Source organism: Roseivivax halodurans JCM 10272, from assembly GCF_000521785.1.
In the GTDB taxonomy this organism is placed as follows: Bacteria; Pseudomonadota; Alphaproteobacteria; order Rhodobacterales; family Rhodobacteraceae; genus Roseivivax; species Roseivivax halodurans.
This window is the reverse complement of record NZ_JALZ01000013.1, coordinates 80,641-100,441: the sequence shown is the minus strand read 5'-3', so window position 1 is coordinate 100,441 and position 19,801 is coordinate 80,641. Positions and strand designations below refer to the sequence as shown.

23 protein-coding genes are annotated in these 19,801 nt (G+C 67.4%); 8 read left to right on the top strand and 15 right to left on the bottom strand.

Annotated elements, in window-relative coordinates:
• Nucleotides 1–155 precede the first annotated feature (155 nt).
• The 4 genes from OCH239_RS13185 to aat all read left to right on the top strand — a co-directional run bounded on the left by OCH239_RS13185 (nucleotide 156) and on the right by aat (nucleotide 3,110).
• The gene (locus tag OCH239_RS13185) at nucleotides 156–488 is read left to right on the top strand and encodes a hypothetical protein (protein WP_037263453.1); all 333 of its coding nucleotides are present in this window, start codon (nucleotides 156–158) and stop codon (nucleotides 486–488) included.
• A gap of 135 nt (nucleotides 489–623) precedes the next feature.
• Complete coding sequence (gene accB / locus OCH239_RS13180; RefSeq protein WP_037263451.1) at nucleotides 624–1,112, top strand: acetyl-CoA carboxylase biotin carboxyl carrier protein; 489 nt, start codon at nucleotides 624–626, stop codon at nucleotides 1,110–1,112.
• Between the two features lie 7 nt (nucleotides 1,113–1,119).
• A complete protein-coding gene (gene accC / locus OCH239_RS13175) occupies nucleotides 1,120–2,475 on the top strand; it encodes an acetyl-CoA carboxylase biotin carboxylase subunit (protein WP_037263449.1) in 1,356 nt (451 codons plus the stop codon).
• Entirely contained in the window at nucleotides 2,472–3,110 is a 639-nt protein-coding gene (gene aat, locus OCH239_RS13170) for a leucyl/phenylalanyl-tRNA--protein transferase (RefSeq protein ID WP_037263446.1), read from the top strand. The genes accC and aat overlap by 4 nt, the downstream gene beginning before the upstream one ends.
• On the opposite strand, the gene OCH239_RS13165 is transcribed toward aat, so the two are convergent.
• The 4 genes from OCH239_RS13165 to OCH239_RS13150 form a co-directional block, all read right to left on the bottom strand.
• Complete coding sequence (locus tag OCH239_RS13165; RefSeq protein ID WP_037263445.1) at nucleotides 3,074–3,436, bottom strand: DUF2155 domain-containing protein; 363 nt, start codon at nucleotides 3,434–3,436, stop codon at nucleotides 3,074–3,076. The genes aat and OCH239_RS13165 overlap by 37 nt on opposite strands.
• On the bottom strand, nucleotides 3,436–3,819 hold the full coding sequence (locus OCH239_RS13160; protein WP_037263443.1) for an NADH:ubiquinone oxidoreductase subunit NDUFA12: 384 nt from the start codon (nucleotides 3,817–3,819) through the stop codon (nucleotides 3,436–3,438). Before OCH239_RS13160 ends, OCH239_RS13165 begins: the two co-directional genes overlap by 1 nt.
• Nucleotides 3,820–3,958: 139 nt before the next feature.
• Nucleotides 3,959–5,224: an ATP-dependent Clp protease ATP-binding subunit ClpX gene (gene clpX, locus OCH239_RS13155; RefSeq protein ID WP_037263442.1), complete on the bottom strand. Its 1,266-nt coding sequence runs from the start codon at nucleotides 5,222–5,224 to the stop codon at nucleotides 3,959–3,961.
• A 160-nt stretch (nucleotides 5,225–5,384) separates the two neighbouring features.
• Nucleotides 5,385–6,017, bottom strand: a complete 633-nt coding sequence (locus OCH239_RS13150; RefSeq protein WP_037263467.1) for an ATP-dependent Clp protease proteolytic subunit — start codon at nucleotides 6,015–6,017, stop codon at nucleotides 5,385–5,387.
• Nucleotides 6,018–6,210: 193 nt separating this feature from the next.
• On the opposite strand from OCH239_RS13150, the gene OCH239_RS13145 reads away from it, so the two are divergent.
• Entirely contained in the window at nucleotides 6,211–7,422 is a 1,212-nt protein-coding gene (locus OCH239_RS13145) for an FAD-binding domain-containing protein (RefSeq protein WP_037263441.1), read from the top strand.
• Nucleotides 7,423–7,427: 5 nt separating this feature from the next.
• Here the strand turns inward: OCH239_RS13145 and OCH239_RS13140 are convergent, their stop codons facing one another.
• Nucleotides 7,428–8,354, bottom strand: coding sequence for a cation diffusion facilitator family transporter (locus tag OCH239_RS13140; protein WP_037263439.1), 927 nt, complete (start codon nucleotides 8,352–8,354; stop codon nucleotides 7,428–7,430).
• A gap of 166 nt (nucleotides 8,355–8,520) precedes the next feature.
• On the opposite strand from OCH239_RS13140, the gene OCH239_RS13135 reads away from it, so the two are divergent.
• Nucleotides 8,521–9,654 carry an MFS transporter gene (locus tag OCH239_RS13135; protein ID WP_037263438.1) on the top strand — a complete coding sequence of 378 codons (1,134 nt, stop codon included), beginning with the start codon at nucleotides 8,521–8,523 and terminating at the stop codon, nucleotides 9,652–9,654.
• On the opposite strand, the gene OCH239_RS13130 is transcribed toward OCH239_RS13135, so the two are convergent.
• The 5 genes from OCH239_RS13130 to OCH239_RS13110 form a co-directional block, all read right to left on the bottom strand.
• Nucleotides 9,651–10,238 carry a riboflavin synthase gene (locus tag OCH239_RS13130; RefSeq protein ID WP_037263436.1) on the bottom strand — a complete coding sequence of 196 codons (588 nt, stop codon included), beginning with the start codon at nucleotides 10,236–10,238 and terminating at the stop codon, nucleotides 9,651–9,653. The genes OCH239_RS13135 and OCH239_RS13130 overlap by 4 nt on opposite strands.
• A 194-nt stretch (nucleotides 10,239–10,432) precedes the next feature.
• The gene (gene ribD, locus OCH239_RS13125) at nucleotides 10,433–11,536 is read right to left on the bottom strand and encodes a bifunctional diaminohydroxyphosphoribosylaminopyrimidine deaminase/5-amino-6-(5-phosphoribosylamino)uracil reductase RibD (RefSeq protein ID WP_037263434.1); all 1,104 of its coding nucleotides are present in this window, start codon (nucleotides 11,534–11,536) and stop codon (nucleotides 10,433–10,435) included.
• Between the two features lie 11 nt (nucleotides 11,537–11,547).
• On the bottom strand, nucleotides 11,548–12,015 hold the full coding sequence (gene nrdR, locus OCH239_RS13120) for a transcriptional regulator NrdR (protein ID WP_037263431.1): 468 nt from the start codon (nucleotides 12,013–12,015) through the stop codon (nucleotides 11,548–11,550).
• Nucleotides 12,016–12,155: 140 nt separating this feature from the next.
• The gene (locus OCH239_RS13115; protein ID WP_037263430.1) at nucleotides 12,156–12,581 is read right to left on the bottom strand and encodes a secondary thiamine-phosphate synthase enzyme YjbQ; all 426 of its coding nucleotides are present in this window, start codon (nucleotides 12,579–12,581) and stop codon (nucleotides 12,156–12,158) included.
• 61 nt (nucleotides 12,582–12,642) lie between these two features.
• The gene (locus OCH239_RS13110) at nucleotides 12,643–12,894 is read right to left on the bottom strand and encodes a hypothetical protein (RefSeq protein ID WP_037263428.1); all 252 of its coding nucleotides are present in this window, start codon (nucleotides 12,892–12,894) and stop codon (nucleotides 12,643–12,645) included.
• Between the two features lie 178 nt (nucleotides 12,895–13,072).
• Here OCH239_RS13110 and OCH239_RS13105 point away from each other — a divergent pair, with 178 nt between their 5' ends.
• Complete coding sequence (locus OCH239_RS13105) at nucleotides 13,073–13,747, top strand: SDR family oxidoreductase (RefSeq protein WP_037263426.1); 675 nt, start codon at nucleotides 13,073–13,075, stop codon at nucleotides 13,745–13,747.
• A gap of 44 nt (nucleotides 13,748–13,791) precedes the next feature.
• Here the strand turns inward: OCH239_RS13105 and OCH239_RS13100 are convergent, their stop codons facing one another.
• Entirely contained in the window at nucleotides 13,792–14,175 is a 384-nt protein-coding gene (locus tag OCH239_RS13100; protein WP_051489460.1) for a hypothetical protein, read from the bottom strand.
• 129 nt (nucleotides 14,176–14,304) lie between these two features.
• On the opposite strand from OCH239_RS13100, the gene OCH239_RS13095 reads away from it, so the two are divergent.
• Nucleotides 14,305–14,790 (top strand): VTT domain-containing protein, encoded by a 486-nt coding sequence (locus OCH239_RS13095; RefSeq protein ID WP_037263424.1) that lies wholly within the window; start codon nucleotides 14,305–14,307, stop codon nucleotides 14,788–14,790.
• Nucleotides 14,791–14,803: 13 nt separating this feature from the next.
• On the opposite strand, the gene OCH239_RS13090 is transcribed toward OCH239_RS13095, so the two are convergent.
• The 4 genes from OCH239_RS13090 to OCH239_RS13075 form a co-directional block, all read right to left on the bottom strand.
• On the bottom strand, nucleotides 14,804–15,088 hold the full coding sequence (locus OCH239_RS13090) for an HlyU family transcriptional regulator (protein ID WP_037263421.1): 285 nt from the start codon (nucleotides 15,086–15,088) through the stop codon (nucleotides 14,804–14,806).
• Between the two features lie 9 nt (nucleotides 15,089–15,097).
• Nucleotides 15,098–17,104 (bottom strand): RNA polymerase sigma factor RpoD, encoded by a 2,007-nt coding sequence (gene rpoD, locus OCH239_RS13085; protein ID WP_037263419.1) that lies wholly within the window; start codon nucleotides 17,102–17,104, stop codon nucleotides 15,098–15,100.
• Nucleotides 17,105–17,230: 126 nt separating this feature from the next.
• Nucleotides 17,231–19,192 (bottom strand): DNA primase, encoded by a 1,962-nt coding sequence (gene dnaG / locus OCH239_RS13080; protein ID WP_037263416.1) that lies wholly within the window; start codon nucleotides 19,190–19,192, stop codon nucleotides 17,231–17,233.
• A gap of 279 nt (nucleotides 19,193–19,471) precedes the next feature.
• Nucleotides 19,472–19,780: a hypothetical protein gene (locus tag OCH239_RS13075; RefSeq protein ID WP_037263414.1), complete on the bottom strand. Its 309-nt coding sequence runs from the start codon at nucleotides 19,778–19,780 to the stop codon at nucleotides 19,472–19,474.
• Between the last annotated feature and the right edge of the window lie 21 nt (nucleotides 19,781–19,801).

Here is a 19,801-nt window from a genome sequence, read left to right as displayed (position 1 = left end):
CGAACACCGCGAAAACAGGGGGTAAGCCTCGGGTCCGGCCGGGTCCCCCGAGCGACCCGGCCGCCAACCTTAACCATGGCGTCAGATTGGTCTCCGAAGGCGGCTCAGGCCCGTGATACTCTCTGGGAGATCGTATCCATTCTGCGGAGACCGCCATGCAGATCACCATGCCTGCACCTCCGGCGGCCCCGCTCGTCTCGGGTCATCCCCTCGGAGTTCCGGACGCCGAGCGCCGGCTACCCGACCCGCGACGCGTAGAGGCCGCCGCCAAATCCGAGGCGGCCGACATGGCCGCCAATCGCCGCCTTGCCGCTTCGCCGGACGAGGAACTGGAGGCGGTTCTCAAACATCCCGCCAAACACGTCGCCCCTCCCTCGATCATGCAGTTGCGCATCGCGGCCCTTCAGGACGGCGGCTCGGCGCCCGAAACCGCAGCCGCTTCGGACGAGGCTCGATCGGGTTACGGCCGCGCTCTCGATCGACCTTGACCGGCGCCACTTGATCCCGGCCGGAAGCGGCCCACCTCCCTGAGTTGGACCGCTTTTCACGGCTCATCCCTTCGCCTATAAGCCGCGCAACTCCGATGAGGCCCCGAGCGGCGGACATAGAAGGTCGAGGATCAGATGGCAGAGAACAAGCACGAAACGGACGTCGCCTTCATTCAGGCGCTCGCCGAATTGCTGCGCGAAAACGATCTCACGGAATTGCAGGTCAAACGCGAATACGGGGACAACGACAGCCTCAACGTTCGGGTCAGCCGGTCCCTCCCCCAGGCACAGCCCGCACCGGTCAGCGTGCCCGCCGCTCCGGCGCAACCCGCCGCAGCGGCCCCCGCGCAGCAGCCCGCGCCCGAGGAGATGGACGATCCCGCCCAGCATCCGGGCGCCGTGACCTCGCCCATGGTCGGCACCGTCTACATGCAGCCCGAACCCGGGACCGCCGCGTTCATCCAGGTGGGCTCGCAGGTCTCCGAAGGGGACACGCTGCTCATCGTCGAGGCGATGAAGACCATGAACCACATTCCCGCGCCCCGCGCCGGGGTGGTCAAGCGGATCCTCGTCGAGGACGGCGCGCCGGTCGAATACGGCGCCCCCCTCGTGATCCTCGAGTGAGCGCGGCATGTTCGACAAGATCCTGATCGCCAACCGGGGCGAGATCGCCCTCCGTGTCATCCGCGCCTGCCGCGAGATGGGCATCGCCTCCGTCGCCGTGCATTCGACCGCCGACGCCGACGCCATGCATGTGCGCATGGCCGACGAGACCATCTGCATCGGCCCCGCCTCCTCGACCGACAGTTACCTGTCGTTTCCCGCGATCATCTCCGCCTGCGAGGTGACCGGCGCGCAGGCGATTCACCCCGGCTACGGCTTCCTGTCCGAGAACGCCCGCTTCGTGCAGATCGTCGAGGACCACGACCTCACCTTCATCGGCCCCTCGGCCGAGCACATCCGCGTCATGGGCGACAAGATCACCGCCAAGGAGACGATGAAGACCCTCGGCGTGCCCTGCGTTCCGGGCTCCGAGGGCGGCGTGACCGACATGGACGAGGCCAAGCGCCTCTCCGCGGACATGGGCTATCCCGTGATCATCAAGGCGACCGCCGGCGGCGGCGGGCGCGGCATGAAGGTCGCCCATGGCGAGGACGACCTCGAGCGCGCCTTCCAGACCGCCCGGTCCGAGGCGAAGGCCGCCTTCGGCAACGACGAGGTCTATATCGAGAAGTACCTCACCACGCCCCGGCACATCGAGGTGCAGGTCTTCGGCGACGGCAAGGGCCGCGCGGTGCATCTCGGCGAGCGCGACTGCTCGCTCCAGCGCCGCCACCAGAAGGTGCTGGAAGAGGCGCCCGGGCCCAGCATCACCGAAGAGGAACGCGCCCGGATCGGCAAGATCTGCGCCGACGCGGTAGCGGACCTTGGTTATGCGGGCGCGGGCACGATCGAATTCCTCTACGAGGACGGCGAGTTCTACTTCATCGAGATGAACACCCGCCTGCAGGTGGAGCATCCGGTGACGGAGGCCGTCTACGGCGTCGATCTCGTGCGCGAGCAAATCCGCGTCGCCGCCGGGCTGCCGATGTCCTTCGTGCAGGAGGATCTCAAGCTCAACGGTCACGCGATCGAGGCGCGCATCAACGCCGAGAAGCTGCCGACCTTCTCGCCCTCGCCGGGGCGGATCACGCAGTACCACGCGCCCGGCGGGCTCGGCGTTCGGATCGACAGCGCGCTTTACGACGGCTACCGGATCCCGCCCTATTACGACAGCCTCATCGGCAAGCTGATCGTGCATGGGCGCGACCGCGAGGAGGCTCTGGCGCGCATGAACCGCGCGCTCGGCGAGCTCATCGTGGACGGTGTCGACACCACGATCCCGCTCTTCCGGGCCCTCCTTCAGGAAGAGGCCGTGCAGCGCGGCGCCTACAACATCCATTGGCTGGAGCACTGGCTCGCGCAGAGCGTCCCGGATCCCAATTGAGCATCTCGCCGGACCTCGTGCTTCAGGCCTACAGGGTCGGCGTCTTTCCCATGGCGGAGCATCGGAACGACCCGGAGATCTTCTGGGTCGATCCGAGGCACCGGGGCATCATCCCACTCGACGGCTTCCACCTGTCGCGCAGCCTCGCGCGCACAATCCGGCGTGGGCGCTACAGCGTCTCCCTCGATACCGCGTTCGGAGACGTCATGCGGGCCTGCGCCGACCGCAACGAGACCTGGATCAACGAAGAGATCATCGCGCTCTACACGGCTCTCCACGAGCGCGGGCATGCACACTCGATCGAGATCTGGGACACCGAGGGGAGGCTTGCGGGCGGCGTCTACGGCGTCGCTCTCGGGCGGGCCTTCTGCGGAGAGAGCATGTTCAGCGTGATGCGTGACGGCTCCAAGATCGCGCTGGCGTGGCTGGTGGACCACCTGCGCCGCACCGGATTCACGCTCTTCGACACGCAGTTCATCACCGATCACCTCGCCTCGCTCGGCGCGATCGAGATCCCGCGACGCGACTACCTCGCTCTTCTGTCCGAGGCGCTGTCAGCAGAGGGTGATTTCCACGGCACACCCCTCGCCGCGAGCGGTCAGGAGGTCGTGCAGCGCATCACCCAGACGTCGTAGCGAGGGTGATCCATCGGGTTGAGCGCCGGCGCCGTCGCGATCATCCAGCCGCGGAACACCGGATCGGCCTGCCCCGCCTCGCGCACCGTCAGGAAGGCAAAGGCATCGCCCGCCGGGTCACCTTCGGGATAGCGGCACTCGCGGATCTCGATCTCGATCCGGCCGATCCGCTCAACCCCGCTCTCGGGCAGCACCACGTCGCGCACGGTTCCGTTCAGCTTGTCGAGGGCGCGCAGTTCCGCACCGGTCCCGTTCGAGGTCGCCTGCTGGCCAGAGGCTGCGGACGCACATGCGCAGAGGGCCAGCACCGCCAATCCGAAACGCATTATTCCGGGCTCCACGCCTCGTAGTCGCTGCGCTCGACCGGGCGCTCTTGCCGGATCGAGCCCGCGGGCGCATAGGCAAGCGCCGTGCCCGTCAGGTTCTCCAGATGCGGCTTCTCCCACTTGCGGTGGGTCAGCGGACGCTCCGTCGGAGGCTCCTTCCAGGTGTGGTGCAGCCAGCCGTGCCAGTCGGGATCCACGCGCGAGGCCTCGGCCTCGCCGTTGAAGATCACCCAGCGCCGCTTTCCGTCCTTGGTCTGGTAAAAGATGTTGCCCTGCGCGTCCTCACCGACCTTCTGCCCGTTGCGGCGGGTGTAGATCGCGGTGTTGAGCGTGCTGCCGTTCCACCAGGTCACGGCTTGCAGAAGGGTCTTCAGAAACGACATGGACGGCTCCCGGTCTGTTGCCCCCGTATATGACGCAGCGAGGCGCGAAGGTCCAGTGGGCGTGGTGGCGCAGGCCCCTGACGAAAAAGGGTGCGCCCGTGTCCGGACGCACCCTCTCGGTTCCGAGATCCGGCGCGGATCAGCCCGCCGATGCCGGTTCCTTCTTCTGGTCGGCATAGATCATCAGCGGCTTTGCATCCGAGTTCACCGCCTCGTCGTTCACGACGACCTCGACCACGTCGTCCATGCCCGGCAGATCGAACATCGTGTCGAGCAGCAGATCCTCGAGGATCGACCGCAGGCCCCGCGCGCCGGTCTTGCGGGCGATGGCCTTCAGCGCGATCGCCTTGAGCGCGTCGTCAGTGAAGCTCAGCTCCGTGTCCTCGAGCTCGAAGAGGCGCTGGTACTGCTTGACCAGGGCGTTCTTCGGCTCGGTGAGGATGGTCACCAGAGCATCTTGATCGAGATCCTCGAGCGTCGCCAGAACAGGCAGACGGCCGACGAATTCCGGGATCAGGCCGAACTTCAGCAGATCCTCGGGCTCGAGATCGTGCAGCACCTCGCCCACGTTCCGGTCTTCGACATTGCGCACGTCGGCACCGAAGCCCATCGCCGAGCCCTTGCCGCGCTGCGCGATGATCTTGTCGAGGCCGGCAAACGCGCCGCCGCAGATGAAGAGGATGTTCGTCGTGTCCACCTGCAGGAATTCCTGCTGCGGATGCTTGCGCCCGCCCTGCGGAGGAACGCTCGCGACGGTGCCTTCCATCAGCTTCAGCAGCGCCTGCTGGACGCCCTCGCCCGACACGTCGCGGGTGATCGAGGGATTCTCGGACTTGCGGGTTATCTTGTCGACCTCGTCGATATAGACGATGCCGCGCTGTGCCCGCTCGACGTTGTACTCGGACGATTGCAGCAGCTTGAGGATGATGTTCTCCACATCCTCGCCGACGTAACCGGCTTCTGTCAGCGTGGTCGCGTCCGCCATCGTGAAGGGCACATCGAGGATCCGCGCCAGCGTCTGCGCCAGCAGCGTCTTGCCGCAGCCCGTGGGGCCGATCAGCAGGATGTTCGACTTCGACAGCTCGATGTCCGAAGACTTCGCCGCGTGGTTCAGACGCTTGTAGTGGTTGTGCACCGCGACGGAGAGCACCCGCTTCGCGACCCGCTGCCCGATGACGTAATCGTCGAGGATCTTGCAGATTTCCTGCGGGGTCGGCACGCCGTCGTGGCTCTTGAGCCCGGAGCCCTTGGTCTCCTCGCGGATGATGTCCATGCACAGCTCGACGCATTCGTCGCAGATGAACACGGTCGGACCGGCGATCAGCTTGCGGACCTCGTGCTGGCTCTTGCCGCAGAAGCTGCAGTAGAGCGTGTTCTTGCTGTCGCCGCCAGAGTTCGTCGCCATATCAAACCTTTCCCGGCCTTCGTCTTGTATCGGCCCCGGGGGCCCCTCAGGGCTGCCCCACGGGCCGGGAACGCCTGTCCAAAGAGACTAGGACAGAGGATTGCCAGTCACAATCCGAAAAGTTGTCACGGGGCCGTCATGCCCCGTGTCTGCTTAATGCTCAGGACGTCGCGTCCTGCTGGGCCTCGCGGCTGTCGACGATGTCGTCGATGAGGCCCCATTCCTTGGCATCCTCGGGCGACATGAAGTGGTCGCGCTCGAGAGCGGCCTCCACCTTCTTGAGCGTCTGGCCGGTATGCTTGACGTAGATCTCGTTCAACCGCCGCTTGAGCTTGATCGTCTCCTCGGCATGAATCATGATGTCGGTCGCCTGGCCCTGGTAGCCGCCCGAGGGCTGGTGGACCATGATCCGGCTGTTCGGCAGCGAGAAGCGCATGCCGGTCGCGCCCGCCGTCAGCAGGAGCGAGCCCATCGACGCCGCCTGGCCGATCACGAGGGTCGAGACCTTCGGCTTGATGTACTGCATCGTGTCGTAGATCGACAGGCCCGACGTCACCACGCCGCCGGGCGAGTTGATATACATCGAGATATCCTTGGACGGGTTCTCCGCCTCGAGGTGCAGCAGCTGCGCCACGATCAGCGAGGACATCCCGTCATGGACCGGGCCGCTCACGAAGATGATCCGCTCCTTCAGCAGGCGCGAGAAGATGTCGTAGGCCCGTTCGCCGCGGCTGGTCTGCTCGACCACCATCGGAACGAGGGTGTTCATGTAGGTCTCGTAGGGATCGGTCATCATCGGGGCCTGCCTCGAACGTCTGGGGAATGTATCGCCGATCGGCGTTGCCAGAGTCTTAGTGACGGCCCCGGGCAGTCGCAAGGGGCCGCCCCGCCGTTTCCGCCACCCCCGCCGGCATCGCGCATCGCTGCGTTGATCCCCGTCCCTGCCCGGCTAAATCGCGCGCGAGGCAGTCGCGAGGAGGACGATCATGGAGGCGCTGGAGCAGTTTCCGCCGAACCGCGCGTCCGGTCTCGCCCGTCTCGAGCGCTTCGCCCCGAAGGCCGGGACGGAGTACCGGCGCCTGCGGGCCCGCGTGTTCGGTCCCGGCTGTCACGCGCATGTCTCGACGCTCTCTCCCTATATCCGTCACCGCCTCGTGACCGAGGAAGAGGTGTTGAAGACCGTTCTCGATCACCACAGCCGCGACGACGCGGCCAAGTTCGTCGACGAGCTCTTCTGGCGCACCTACAACAAGGGCTGGCTCGAGATGCGCCCCTCCGCATGGGATGATTGCCGGGCGGAGCTGTCGGTGGCCTGGGACGACGTGCAGACGCAGGGCGGCCTGCGAAGACGCTGGGAGGAGGCCTGCCTCGGGCGGACCGGCATCGCATGTTTCGACGCCTGGGCACACGAGCTCGTAGAGACCGGCTACTTGCACAACCACGCGCGCATGTGGTTCGCCTCGATCTGGCTCTACACGCTCGATCTACCGCTTGCGCTCGGGCAGGATTTCTTCCTGAGGCATCTCTGCGACGGCGATCCCGCCTCCAACACCCTCGGGTGGCGCTGGGTCGCGGGGCTCCACACCCCCGGCAAGACATATCTCGCCGAGCCCGCGGCCATCCGGGACTGCACCGAAGGCCGCTTCGATCCCGAAGGGGAACTCGCGCGAGAGGCAAAGCCGGTGGACGGCCCGCCGAACCCCGAGCGCAATGAGGCGCCGCAAGGCCACGAGCTGGACAGGTCCGGCCGCGTCGTGCTGCTCCTCCACGAAGACGACCTTTCGCCCGGCTGGATGTTCGATAAGGGTCTCGCCCCGGTCGCGACGGGCGTCATCGACGCGTCGGGCGGCCTCTCGATCCTGCAGCCGGCCGAGCACGTGACGCGCTTCAAGACCGGAGCCATCGAGGATTGCCTCACCCGCGAAGCCGATCACCTCGGCCCCGTCACCCGCGACCTGACCAGCGCCCGGCAGATCGAGGACTGGGCCAAGGCGCAGAACGCCACCCGGATCGTGACCTTGCATCCCCCCGTCGGACCGGTTGCGGACATCGTCCGTGGCATCGACACGCTCCCCGTCACCCGCCTCCTGCGCGACTGGGACCGGCGCGCGTGGCCCTACGCCACTGCGGGCTTCTTCAAGTTCAGGAGCAATATCCCGGAGCTGATCGCGGCGACGCAGGGCGTGCAGGCGCGCTGAGGCTCTCAGGCCGCCCCGAACACCTGCTCGCCCTCGCAGGCATGATGCGAACATTCCATCTCGAGCGTCGTGTGCCCGATCCCGAACCGCTCCGAGAGCCGCGCCTTCACGTCCGCCTTGATCGCGTCCGCCCGGTCCCAGGCGCCCTGCTCCACCACCACATGCGCCTCGAGCGACACGCGGCGCTCGTCCATCTGCCACAGATGCGCGTGATGGACGTCGGCAACCCCCGAGATGCCCCGCGCCTCCGCGATCACCTCCTCGGGCTCGATCTGCGGCGGGCTGCCGAGCATCAGGATGCGGATCACGCCCGGCATCTCGGAGAGGCTCATGTAGAGAATGTAGGCCGACAGCATCAGCGTCAGGGCCGGGTCCACCCACATCCAGCCGAAGAGCAGGATCAGCACGCCCGCCACGATGACCGCCAGCGATCCCGCGGCATCCGCGAGATTGTGCATGAAGGCCGCCCGGATGTTCACGCTGTCCTTCGACATCGCATAGGTCAGCGCCGCCGTGGCGAGATCGACCACCAGCGCGATCCCGGCCACGATCACCACGATCCAGCCCGCGACCGGCTCGGGCGCGAAGAACCTCGCCACCGCCTCCCAGGCGAGCCAGAGCCCGATCACCACCAGCGTCGTGTAGTTGATCAGCGCCGCCACCACCTCGGCCCGCCGGTAGCCGAAGGTCATGGACGCATCGGCCGGACGCCGCGCGATCTTGCGCGCCACATAGGCGATCGCCAGCGACGCCGCATCCGAGAGGTTGTGGATCGCATCCGCGATCATGGCGAGCGAGCCCGATACGAGCCCCGCCACGATCTGCGCCACCGTCAGGAAGAGGTTCACCCCGACCGCCGCGGCGACACGGGCGTCGCCGCTCTCGGGATCGACGTGATGATGATGGTGGTGATGTCCGTGATCGTGCGGCACTGGGGCGTCTCCGTTTCAAGCGACACCTTCCGACCTGCGCCTTCCCGTGCGGGAAGGTCAAGGCCCTGCCGTCGACGTTGCGGGAGGCAACACCTCCGCGCCCCTCCCTTGGCCCCACCCGGCGCCCGTGCGATGAGCGCACCGGACCGCAACCGGGGGGCCGTCTTTGCGCAACCTTGTCACCATCTTCGCGCTCTGGGCCGCGGGCCTCGGCGCCGCCGCGCAATTCGCCAAGCTCGCCGTCGGTTTCGGCGCGCTCGATGCCGCCTATCCCGAGGCCGGCAAACTCCTCGGCTTCGCGGTGTCGTTCCTGTCGCTCTCGGGGTTGCTGCTCGGCCTCGTCGCGGGATCGGTCGTGGCAAGGCGCGGCGCAAAGCAAGTGCTCGTCGGCGCGCTCGTCCTCGGCGCGATGCTCTCGGCCTTCGAGGCGTTCCTGCCGCCGTTGCCGCTCTTTCTCGCCGCTCGCGTCGTCGAAGGTATCTCGCATCTCGGCCTTGTCGTCGCCGCCCCGACGCTCATCGCGGAACTCGCACCGGACCGCTGGCGCGCGGCCGCGATGACGCTCTGGAGCACCTTCTTCGGGGTCGCCTTCGCCCTCCTCGCCTGGATCGGGCCCGGGATCATCGCGTCGCACGGCCTAGGCGCGCTGATCGGCGGCCACGCCGTCTACATGGGCGCGATGGCGCTGATCCTCGTTCTGCTCCTGCCAGCACCACGCCCCGATCCGAAAGCCGGGCGCGTCACGGTCAATCCCCTGCGCCTCTATGGCGACGCGCGGCTCTCCGCGCCCGCCTGGGGCTGGCTCTTCTACACGCTGACCTTCGTCGCGCTCCTCACGCTGCTGCCGCAGGTCATGGGGCCGCAGATGCCGGCATGGCTGCCCTCGGCGCTGCCGCTCGCCTCGATCGTCGCGTCGCTGTCGCTCGGGGTCGTGTTGCTGAAGCGCCTCCCCGCGATCCCCGTCACCATCGGCGCCTTCACGGCCTCGGCGCTCGTCGCGCTGGTCGTCCTCGCGACGGGCGGCGCGCCATTCCCGACCGTCGCGCTCTTCCTCTGCCTCGGAATCGTGCAGGCGGGCAGCTTCGCCTCGATACCCGAGCTCAACCCTGCGCTCCGCGAGCGTGCGCTCGCCAACGGCGCGGTCGCGCAGATGGGCAATCTCGGCAACCTCGCCGGAACGCCCCTGCTCCTGATGCTGATCGCGGCGGCGGGCCCGCGGGCCGCGCTCGCCGCCATCGCCGGCTGTTACGTCGCCGGCGCGACCGCCCACGCCATCCTTGCGCGGGCGCGCCGGTCCTAGCCGGCCTCGGCGAGCCGCGCGACGTAGCGCGCGAGCGTGTCGATCTCGAGATTGGCGCGGTCGCCTTCGTGCACCTCGCCCCAGGTCGTCACCGTCTTGGTATGCGGGATGAAGTTGACCCCAAACTCCCGCCCATCGACCTCGTTCACCGTCAGCGACGTGCCGTTGAGCGCAACCGAACCCTTCGGCGCGATGAACTTCGCCAGCTCCTTGGGCGCGCGCAGCGTGACCCTCGTGCTGTCGCCCTCGTCGCGGATCGACACGATCTCGGCGACGCCGTCGATATGACCGGAAACGATATGCCCGCCAAGCTCGTCGCCGACCCGCAACGCCCGCTCGAGGTTCATGCGATACCCGACGTTCCAGGCCCCGAGATTGGTCTTGGACACGGTCTCGGCGCTGATCTGCACGTCGAACCAGTCGGTCCCGGTGCCGATGACTGTCAGGCAGACCCCGTCGCAGGCGATCGAGGCGCCAAGCTCGATGCCGTTCGTGTCGTAGCCCGTGGCGATGCGCGCGCGCAGGTCGCCCCGCTGTTCGAGCTCGCGGATCTCTCCGACATCGGTGACGATTCCGGTAAACATGGATGCCCCCTTCCGGGCTGACCCGCCGATGACGCGGGCCTTTCTTGCGCCGATCGTCCCCGCGGCGATCGCGCCTCGCGGACGTGTCGGGCAATACTCACGCACCGCGGCCAAGGCAACCTCGCGGCCGCCTGTTTTTCTGCCTCAGCGTGCCTCGCCTCGGGCGTTTGCGCGTTCCGCGGTCGAACCGGACGCTACCCCTCTTCGGGCCCGCGCAGCCAGCGGTGCATGACGTCGCCCCCCACCGCGCCGGTCTCGACGAGACGGAACCGCGGGGCCTCGTGCAGCCGGTCGAGGCCGAGCGCCCCAAGGCTCGGCTGCCCTTCGGCGCCGAGCGCGATCCCGGCGGTGAAGCCCACAAGCTCGTCCACCAGATCCGCCGAAAGGAGCGTCGCCGCAAGCGATCCGCCGCCCTCGCAGAAGACCCGCGTGAGTCCCTGCTCACCGAGCTTCGTCAGAAGCGCCCGCGCATCGAGCGTTCGTCCGGACAGCGGACACCCGATGAGCGTCGCGCCGACGCCCTGCCATGCCCGATGCATCTCGTGCGGCGCGTCCGGACCGTGGCAGATCCAGACCGGCACGTCCTTTGCGGTCTGCGCGAGCTGGCTCATCAGTGGCACGTCGAGGAGGCGCGAGGCAACGATCCGAACCGGCTGGCGGATCTCGCCCCAGCCCCTGACCGTCAGGCTCGGGTCGTCCGCGCGCGCGGTGCCTGCCCCGATCAGAACGGCATCGTGGCGGGCGCGCATCCCGTGCACGACGGCGCGCGCCTCCGGCCCGGTGATCCAGCGGCTCTCGCCCGTGGCGGTGGCGATGCGCCCGTCGAAACTGGTGGCGAGCTTCAGCGTCACCCGTGGTCGCCCCTGCTCGACCCGCATGAAGAACCCGGCATGGTCGGCGTCGGCCTCGCCCGCCAGCACTCCCGTCACCACCTCGATCCCCGCCGCGCGCAAAGCCGCGAAGCCCTGCCCCGCGACCCGCGCATCGCTGTCCTCGACGGGCGCAACGACCCGCGCGATGCCGGCCGCGATCAGCGCCTCGGTGCAGGGCGGCGTCTGTCCGTGATGCGCGCAGGGCTCCAGCGTCACGTAGGCCGTCGCGCCCCGCGCCGCCGCGCCGGCCATCGCAAGCGCCTGGGTCTCCGCATGGGGCCGTCCCCCGTCGCCGGTCCACCCCCGCCCGACGATCCGGTCGTCCGAAACGATCACGCAGCCCACCGCCGGGTTCGGCCAGGTCTTGCCCATGCCCCGTCGCCCGAGGCTCAGTGCATGGGCCATGTGGCGCACATCGGCGCTCATCGCCCCTCGGTTCACTTCTCCGCGTGCGCCCCCGGGCGCAGCTCGCTGACGAACTTGTCGAAATCGTCCGCGGCCTGGAAGTTCTTGTAGACGCTCGCGAAGCGCACATAGGCGACGGTGTCGATCCGGGCCAGCGCCTCCATCACGATCTCGCCGATCTGCTTCGAGGGAATGTCGGTCTCGCCCATCGATTCCAGCCGCCGCACGATGCCGCTGATCATCTGGTCGATCCGCTCGGGCTCCACCGGGCGCTTCTGCATCGCGATGCGGATCGAGCGCTCGAGCTTGTCGCGGTCGAAATCCTCGCGCCGTCCATTCGACTTGATGACGACGAGGTCGCGCAGCTGCACGCGCTCGTAGGTGGTGAAGCGACCGCCGCAGGCCGGGCAGAACCGGCGCCGGCGGATCGAGACGTGATCCTCGGCCGGGCGCGAATCCTTCACCTGCGTGTCGATATTGCCGCAAAACGGGCAGCGCATGGCCGTTCCCCTTCGTGTCGTCTCAAATCAATCGCGTCAAAATGGGGGCGGACCCCAGTTATCCACATTCACTATAGGAGCTTGTCCAGAATTTGGGTAGGGGCGATTTTCCGCCGCAAGATAAGGGGTTTCCTGCGGTCTCAGGCAGAGAGATGCGCGACCACATTGCGGCGGTGCGGCGCGTCGCGGTGCTCGAACAGGTATATCCCCTGCCACGTACCGAGCGAGAGAGCCCCGTTCTCGACCGGGATAGACAGCGAAACCGGAAGGAGTGCGGCACGAATATGCGCCGGCATGTCGTCCGGCCCTTCGATCGTGTGCGTGAGATACGACATCGCAGGCTCGTCGGCCCGCGGCACGAGGCGCGAGAAGAACGCGTCGAGGTCGTGCCTCACGTCAGGATCGGCATTCTCCTGAATGAGAAGGCTGGCGGATGTATGTCGCACGAAAAGAGTGAGAAGACCCGTCGTTCCCGTCGGACCGGCCCACGCCGAGACGTCGCGCGTCATCTCGTAAAGACCTGGCCCGCGCGTTTGGATCTGGAACGTCGTTTGCTGAGGGGTCATCCCGCGCCTCGGTCATCGAGCGGCCGCACCCTGCGGCGGACGAGCCCAGACAAGCTCATGCTCAGACGTCGGCGACGACGCAGCGCACGCCGGGCAGGTCCTGCGCGCTGTCGAAGAAGATCGGCGAGCCGTTGTCGGAGACGGCCGGCATCTGCGCCACCTGCGCTAGCGTCTCGCGGCATTCCTTCAATTCATCGAGCGCTACCTCGATCTCGATCACGTCCTGTTCGGGGCGTTCGAGAACACCCGCTGCCGCGATGGACGCGGCCGCGATGCTGGCAAGTCCGAGGGTGGCGAGGGCAATGCGGGGCATGGGATCATCTCCTGTTCTTGCAGACCCAACCCCGCAACTGACGGAAAAGTTTCACTTCCTGCCTGCCGCGACGTGACGTTCGCGGCGCTGTCCACCGCGCCGGCAACTTCGGAGCGACCTGCTGCGTTGTCCTGCCGACCCCGGAGGACACCGGGCCCCAGGGACAAGGAGACATCTCATGGCACGCACGCTCTTCATCACCGGCGCCTCGAGCGGGATCGGCGCCGCGACCGCCCGCGCCGCTGCCGCCAAGGGCTGGAATGTCGGTCTTTTCGCACGCTCGAAGGACAAGCTCGACGCGCTGGTGGAAGAGATCGGCAGCGACCGGGCGATGGCCGTCCCCGGTGACGCGACCAGCCTCGCTGACCAGCAGAAGGCCATCGCCTCCGTGGCCGAGGCCTATGGCGGCGTCGATGCGGCCTTCGCCAACGCCGGGACCGGCTCCTCGGGCGGCGGCACCGAGGGCGGCGATCCCGAGGAATGGGAGCAGATGATCCGACTCAACGTGCTCGGCTTGCTCTGGACCGCCAAGGCGGCGATGTCCCACCTGCACGAGAGCAAGGGCCATCTCGTGCTCACCGGCTCCGCGGCGGGCCGCAAGCACATCAAGGGCTCGGTCTACTCGGCGACGAAATGGTTCGTGCACGGCTATGGAGGCAATCTCGCCGAGGAGATGCGCGAGTTCGGCGGCCGCTGCACGGTGATCGCGCCCGGCATGGTCGACACGCCGTTCTTCGACGAGGCGAAGCCCGACAAGCTTCAGCCCGAGGATGTCGCCGATGGCGTGATGTACGCGCTCGAGGCGGATCCCCGGGCCAACGTGCAGGAAGTCTACCTCATGCCGGTCAATTGACCGGCCACGCCGCAGCACCGCCCGGCCCCGCGCCGGGCATGCGCCTAGCGCTCGGCGACGCCCGAGCGCAGGTGCGGCACGAAGAGAACGGCCAGTACGACCTCGACCACCACGGTGCCCCAGGTCATCCATCCGGCGATCCCGCGCAGGATGGCCTGTGCGCCGAAGATCGCGAGCCCTCCCCAGATCACGATCATTCCTATGGCGATCGCCTGCCGCGACACCGAGGCCGGCGCGTCCCGCGCGAGCATCAGCATCGCCGCGAGGCCGAGGAATACGATCCCGGATCGACGGGTCACGAACCGCGTCTCCGGCGTCACCGTCTGGTCGAAGGCGACCAGCGGCAGCCCCGGCAGGATGAGGTAGACGAGGAACAGCGCGACAAGGACCGCGGCATTGATATGGCAGGTGGTGCGAAAATCAGGCATGGGCATTGAGCTAGCCAGCGCCGCACCGCGGTCAATCGCAATGGCGGGAAAGGACGCGACATCGAGGGCCTGATTTCGGAATACGGCCTCATCGCCGTCTGGCTCGGTTGCGCCCTCGAGGGCGACACCGTGGCGATCACCGCGGGCGTGCTCTCGCATCGCGGCATCTTTCCGTTCTTCTGGACTGTCGTCGCCGTCGCGGCCGGGGGCTGGACCACCGACCTCGTGACCTATTATGGCGCCCGCTACTTCCGCGAGCACAGGCGTGTGCTGAAGGCGCTCTCGCACCCCTTCGCGCAAAGGCTGATGCAGCGCTTCCTCTCGCGCCCTCTCCTGCTGACCGCGATCTTCCGGTTCCTGCCGGGCGCGCGCTTCCTCGCGCCGGTGCTGATCGCCACCGGCACGAAGGTGAAAACCGCCGCCTACGTGCCGATCACCTTCACCGCGGCGATCGTCTGGGCCACCCTGCTCGTCAGCATCGGCGACAAGATCGGCGGGCTCGTCTCCGCGGTCTGGGGATACGTCTGGTCGCCGCGCCTGCCGGTCCTGGTGGCAGCCGCGGCGCTGGCCTTCTACCTCGCGAAGGTGGCGTGGCGCTACTGGCGCGCGCGCTGAGCCACGCGCCCCCTCAGTCGAAGAGCGCCGTGCCCTGCTGGTCGATCGCCTGCCGCGCCTTGGACAGCGACGCCTCCACGGCGGCATCGTAGTCGCTCAGCACGTCCGCGCGGATCAGCTGATGCGACTTCCGCTCGCCGCCGACATCGCATTCGATGAGGGCGGCGATACGGAACTGACCACCATCCGCCAACGGTTCGGGCGTGATGTGGTAGCCGTTGTATTCGACGGTCTCGGCCGGCGCGGGCCTGCCGTCCTTGTTGCCGCCGCCGAACAGGTTCGAGAAGAATCCAGCCATATCCGCTCCTTACTGATCCAAGAACGAGCGCAGCTTGCGCGAGCGCGACGGATGCTTGAGCTTGCGCAGCGCCTTCGCCTCGATCTGCCGGATGCGCTCGCGTGTCACGCTGAACTGCTGGCCGACCTCCTCAAGCGTGTGGTCGGTGTTCATGCCGATGCCGAAGCGCATCCGCAGAACCCGCTCCTCGCGCGGCGTGAGCGACGACAGCACGCGCGTCGTCGTCTCCTTGAGGTTGTCCTGGATCGCCGCGTCGAGCGGCAGCACCGCGTTCTTGTCCTCGATGAAGTCGCCGAGCTGCGAATCCTCTTCGTCGCCGATGGGCGTCTCTAGAGAGATCGGCTCCTTGGCGATCTTCATCACCTTGCGGACCTTCTCGAGAGGCATCTGCAGCTTCTCGGCCAGCTCCTCGGGCGTCGGCTCGCGGCCGATCTCGTGAAGCATCTGGCGGCCGGTCCGCACCAGCTTGTTGATCGTCTCGATCATATGCACCGGGATGCGGATCGTGCGCGCCTGGTCCGCGATCGAGCGGGTGATCGCCTGCCGGATCCACCACGTCGCGTAGGTCGAGAACTTGTAGCCGCGGCGGTACTCGAACTTGTCCACCGCCTTCATCAGGCCAATATTGCCTTCCTGGATGAGGTCGAGGAACTGCAGTCCGCGGTTGGTGTACTTCTTGGCGATCGAGATCACGAGGCGCAGGTTGGCCTCGACCATCTCCTTCTTCGCGGCGCGCGCCTCCTTCTCGCCCTTCTGGACCTGCTGGACGATGCGGCGGAACTCGCTGATGTCGAGGCCGACATACTGGCCGATCTGGGCCATGTCGCCCCGCAGCTCCGAGACCTTGTCGGCCGAACGTTCGATGAAGCCCTGCCAGCCGCGGCCGGGCTTCTGCCCCATCCGCTCCATCCAGTTGGGGTCGAGCTCGTAGCCGCGATAAGCGTCGACGAATTCGCGGCGGTTGATCCGCGCCTGATCGGCGAGCTTCACCATGGAGCTGTCGATCGCCATGATGCGCTTGTTGATGCCGTAGAGCTGGTCGATCAGCGCTTCGATGCGGTTGTTGTGCAGGTGCAGGCCGTTCACCAGCTCCACGATCTCGCCGCGGAGCTTCTGGTAGCGCGCCTCGTCGCCCTCGCTGAACGATCCGTCCTCGTTGAGCGTCGCCGAGATGCGGTTGTCCTGCATCGCCGCGAGCTCTTCGTAATCCTGCGCGATGCGGTCGAGCGTTTCGAGCACGCGCGGCTTCAGCGCGGCCTCCATCGCGGCGAGCGACATGTTCGCCTGCTCGTCCTCGTCCTCGCCCTCGACATCGTCCTCGCGGCGGATCGGGTTGCCGTCGGCGTCGTATTCCGGCTCGGCGGGCTTCTCCTTGCGCAGCTCCGCGCCGCCCGCGGTCTCGGAGGACACGACCGCCTGCGCGAGCTCGCCGTCCTCCTCGACCTGATTGCCGAAGGTCGTCTCGAGGTCGATCACGTCGCGCAGCAGGATCTCCTCGGCGAGAAGTTCGTCGCGCCAGATCGTGATCGCCTGGAAGGTCAGCGGGCTCTCGCAGAGGCCTGCGATCATGGTGTTGCGGCCGGCCTCGATGCGCTTGGCGATGGCGATCTCGCCTTCGCGGGACAGAAGCTCCACCGAGCCCATCTCGCGCAGGTACATGCGAACCGGATCGTCGGTGCGGTCGAGCTTCTCGCTGCCGCCCGAAGAGACCGCGACATCCTTGTTCGACGACGTCTGAACGAGGTCGGTCGACCCCTTGTTCTGGTCGTCGTCGTCCCCGTCTTCCTCTTCCTCGGTGACCTGGATGCCCATCTCCGAGAGCATCGACATGACGTCCTCGATCTGGTCCGAAGACACCTGATCCGGCGGCAGGACCGAGTTGAGCTGGTCGTAGGTGATGTAGCCGCGTTCCTTGGCCTCCGCGATCATCTTCTTGACCGCGGCCTGGCTCATGTCCAGCGACACCTCCTCCTCCTGCACCTCGGTCTTGGTGTCGTCGGTATCTTTGGCTGCCATAGTCAGCTCTCCTCTCGAGGGGCCGGTTCGCGTAACGGCGATTCGACTAACCCGAATCGATAGCGCGATGAAGTGATTCGCACACCCGACGGGCCCGATTCTTTTCCCGATTGCATTGGCACGTGATTATTTACGCCCCTTGTCAAACCGGATCGTGTCCATGAGCGCTGCGAAGGCGTTGCGCTCGCCTCTGTCGATTCGGGCACCGTTGTCGCCCAGATCGTATTCGATGTCGTCCTCTCGCACGGCCCGCTGGGCACGTGCAAACTCCTCGGAGGCCTGACGCAGCCGCCAGGTCAGGACCTCGTCGCCATGCGCCTCGAGATCCTCGACCGCCTCTGTCTCGGCGGCGTGCCGTCCGAAGCGCGCCGTCACCTTCGCCAGCTCCTCGCCGATGGTGAGGGCGGCGAACTCGGCGTCGCCGGGGCGGCGCAGGCACGGCACGATCGCCAGATGAGGTGCCGAGAGCGCGGTTTCAAGGGCTTCCGCCCCGATCGCCGCCGCGACCGCCTCCCGCGCCTCGGCGCCGTTTGCCGGCCGAATGCGCAGCAGCGCGTCGCGCATGGCGGCGTGGGTCGGATCGAGGCAGGGCATCTCCTCTACCTGCCCCTCGAAGTCCGGCAGCACTTCCGGCGTCGAGATCAGCGCGGCGAGAATCACGACCTCGCGAATCAGCTGGTCGGCCCGGTCCTGTCCCGTTACGAGCAGCGAGTTCTTGGTCTCTGCGGAGGGCACCGCCGGGGCGTTCGCGCCTTTCCAGCCTGTCTTCCACGCGCCGCGCTTGCGCTGCCCGCCCTGCCCCGCCGGACGGAACAGCTCCCAGCGCAGATGCTTGATCTCCTCGCCGTAATGGTAGCGCAGCGTCTCGTCGGGGATGCGCTTGACCGTCTCCCGCAGGCTCTTGTCGAGCGCCGCCTTGCGCTCGGGCGTGTCGAAACTCCGCCCTTCCGTCTCGCGCCGCCAGAGCAGCGACACGGTCGGCACCGCCTCGTCGAGGATCCGGCGGATCGCCTCCGGCCCCTCGCCGCGGATGATGTCGTCCGGGTCCTTGCCCGGCGGCATGATCGCAAAGCGCAAGGACCGCCCCGCCTCGAGGAGCGGCAGCGCGAGGTCGATCACCCGGTAGGCGGCGCGGATGCCCGCCGCATCCCCGTCGAGCGCGATCACCGGCTCGTCGGACACGCGCCAGAGCGTCTGCAGCTGCGCCTCCGTCACCGCGGTGCCGAGCGGGGCGACAGCCGCCGGGAACCCGCCCTCGGACAGCGCGATCACGTCCATGTAGCCCTCGGCTACGATCAGCGGCGCGCCCTTGCCCGACGCCTCCCGCGCCGGGGCGAGATTGTAGAGGTTGCGCCCCTTGTCGAAGAGCTCGGTCTCGGGCGAGTTGAGGTATTTCGCCTTGTCGTCCGGATCCATCGCCCGTCCGCCGAAGGCGATCGCCCGCCCCCGCCCGTCGCGGATCGGGAACATGATGCGGTGGCGGAAGACGTCGTAGGGCTTGCCGCCCTTCTGGCTCTCGCGCGCAAGGCCCGCCGCCATGATCAACTCTGGCGCGATCCCCTGCCCCGTCAGGTGGTCGAAGAGGCTCTGCCAGCCCGGCGGCGCGAAGCCGATCTCGAAGGTATCCCGCGCCGCAGGCCCGAGCTTGCGCCGGTCGAGATAGGCCCGCGCCTCCTGCGCCGCGCCGGTGCCGAGCTGCATCCGGTAGAACCGCACCGCGGCCTCCATCACCTCGGCGAGCTGCGTCCGGCGGTCGGCCTTTTCCTTGGCCTGCGGGTCCTTCGCGGGCATCTGCATGCCCGCCTCGCCTGCGAGGATCTCCACCGCCTCCATGAAGCCGACGTTCTCGGTCTCGCGGATGAACGAGATCGCGTCGCCCTTCGCGTGGCAGCCGAAGCAATAGTAGAAGCCCTTGCGGTCATCGACGTGGAACGACGCGCTCTTTTCCTGATGGAACGGGCACGGTGCCCACATGTCACCTTTGCCCTGCTGCGACTTGCGCTGATCCCACATGACCTTGCGCCCCACGACCTGGCTCAGGCTCGTGCGGTTGCGCAATTCGTCCAGGAAACCGGGGGGCAGACTCATGAGCGGAAATATGGGCGGCCCAGCGCGCGGAGTCGAGGGAGTGCGCGCGCCGTGCCAAGGCTGAGTTAGGGAACCATCCGGTTCCGCACTTCCTCTCGGTGGCTTCCCCAAGACGACCTCGCTCGCGTCTTCAAGCTCCGCGGCCTTTCAGGGGAGGTGCAGAGGATCAGCAATGGCGGAGCGGTCCGTCACCGCCCCCACATGAACCTGCTGCTCAACGAAAAAGGGCGGTCGCCACTCCGTGACAACCGCCCTTTCGCGACATGTGGTGCGCATGGCTCAGCGCTCGAGGCAGGCTTCGATCCAGCTCTCTCCGACCGCGTCCCCGAGCTGGTCCTCCGGCAGAGTGTAGACCCAGTCCGCGATCGCCGGGACCACCTGGGCATAGGTCGCACGCTCGTCGCTGAGGCTGCTCTGGACCGCCTCGACCGTCTGCGCCTGATCGGCGCCGTCCGAGCGGCTGGCGACCACCTGCATGACGACATCGGCCTGCGCCTGGCAATCCGTCTGTTTCTCTTCGTCCTGCGCCAGCGCTGGCGCCGCCGAAAGCCCGCCGGCTACGAGTGCCGCGGCAATGATCATCTTCATAACGTATCCTCCGTCATGGTT

Excerpts from the sequence above, each read along its gene's own strand:
- OCH239_RS13185 (WP_037263453.1), top strand. The coding sequence starts at position 156 with ATGCAGATCACCATGCCTGCACCTCCGGCGGCCCCGCTCGTCTCGGGT.
- accB (WP_037263451.1), top strand. The coding sequence starts at position 624 with ATGGCAGAGAACAAGCACGAAACGGACGTCGCCTTCATTCAGGCGCTC.
- accC (WP_037263449.1), top strand. The coding sequence starts at position 1,120 with ATGTTCGACAAGATCCTGATCGCCAACCGGGGCGAGATCGCCCTCCGT.
- OCH239_RS13165 (WP_037263445.1), bottom strand. The coding sequence starts at position 3,436 with ATGCGTTTCGGATTGGCGGTGCTGGCCCTCTGCGCATGTGCGTCCGCA.
- OCH239_RS13160 (WP_037263443.1), bottom strand. The coding sequence starts at position 3,819 with ATGTCGTTTCTGAAGACCCTTCTGCAAGCCGTGACCTGGTGGAACGGC.
- clpX (WP_037263442.1), bottom strand. The coding sequence starts at position 5,224 with ATGGCGACGAACTCTGGCGGCGACAGCAAGAACACGCTCTACTGCAGC.
- OCH239_RS13150 (WP_037263467.1), bottom strand. The coding sequence starts at position 6,017 with ATGACCGATCCCTACGAGACCTACATGAACACCCTCGTTCCGATGGTG.
- OCH239_RS13145 (WP_037263441.1), top strand. The coding sequence starts at position 6,211 with ATGGAGGCGCTGGAGCAGTTTCCGCCGAACCGCGCGTCCGGTCTCGCC.
- OCH239_RS13130 (WP_037263436.1), bottom strand. The coding sequence starts at position 10,238 with ATGTTTACCGGAATCGTCACCGATGTCGGAGAGATCCGCGAGCTCGAA.
- ribD (WP_037263434.1), bottom strand. The coding sequence starts at position 11,536 with ATGAGCGCCGATGTGCGCCACATGGCCCATGCACTGAGCCTCGGGCGA.
- nrdR (WP_037263431.1), bottom strand. The coding sequence starts at position 12,015 with ATGCGCTGCCCGTTTTGCGGCAATATCGACACGCAGGTGAAGGATTCG.
- OCH239_RS13115 (WP_037263430.1), bottom strand. The coding sequence starts at position 12,581 with ATGACCCCTCAGCAAACGACGTTCCAGATCCAAACGCGCGGGCCAGGT.
- OCH239_RS13110 (WP_037263428.1), bottom strand. The coding sequence starts at position 12,894 with ATGCCCCGCATTGCCCTCGCCACCCTCGGACTTGCCAGCATCGCGGCC.
- OCH239_RS13105 (WP_037263426.1), top strand. The coding sequence starts at position 13,073 with ATGGCACGCACGCTCTTCATCACCGGCGCCTCGAGCGGGATCGGCGCC.
- OCH239_RS13100 (WP_051489460.1), bottom strand. The coding sequence starts at position 14,175 with ATGCCTGATTTTCGCACCACCTGCCATATCAATGCCGCGGTCCTTGTC.
- OCH239_RS13090 (WP_037263421.1), bottom strand. The coding sequence starts at position 15,088 with ATGGCTGGATTCTTCTCGAACCTGTTCGGCGGCGGCAACAAGGACGGC.
- rpoD (WP_037263419.1), bottom strand. The coding sequence starts at position 17,104 with ATGGCAGCCAAAGATACCGACGACACCAAGACCGAGGTGCAGGAGGAG.
- dnaG (WP_037263416.1), bottom strand. The coding sequence starts at position 19,192 with ATGAGTCTGCCCCCCGGTTTCCTGGACGAATTGCGCAACCGCACGAGC.
- OCH239_RS13075 (WP_037263414.1), bottom strand. The coding sequence starts at position 19,780 with ATGAAGATGATCATTGCCGCGGCACTCGTAGCCGGCGGGCTTTCGGCG.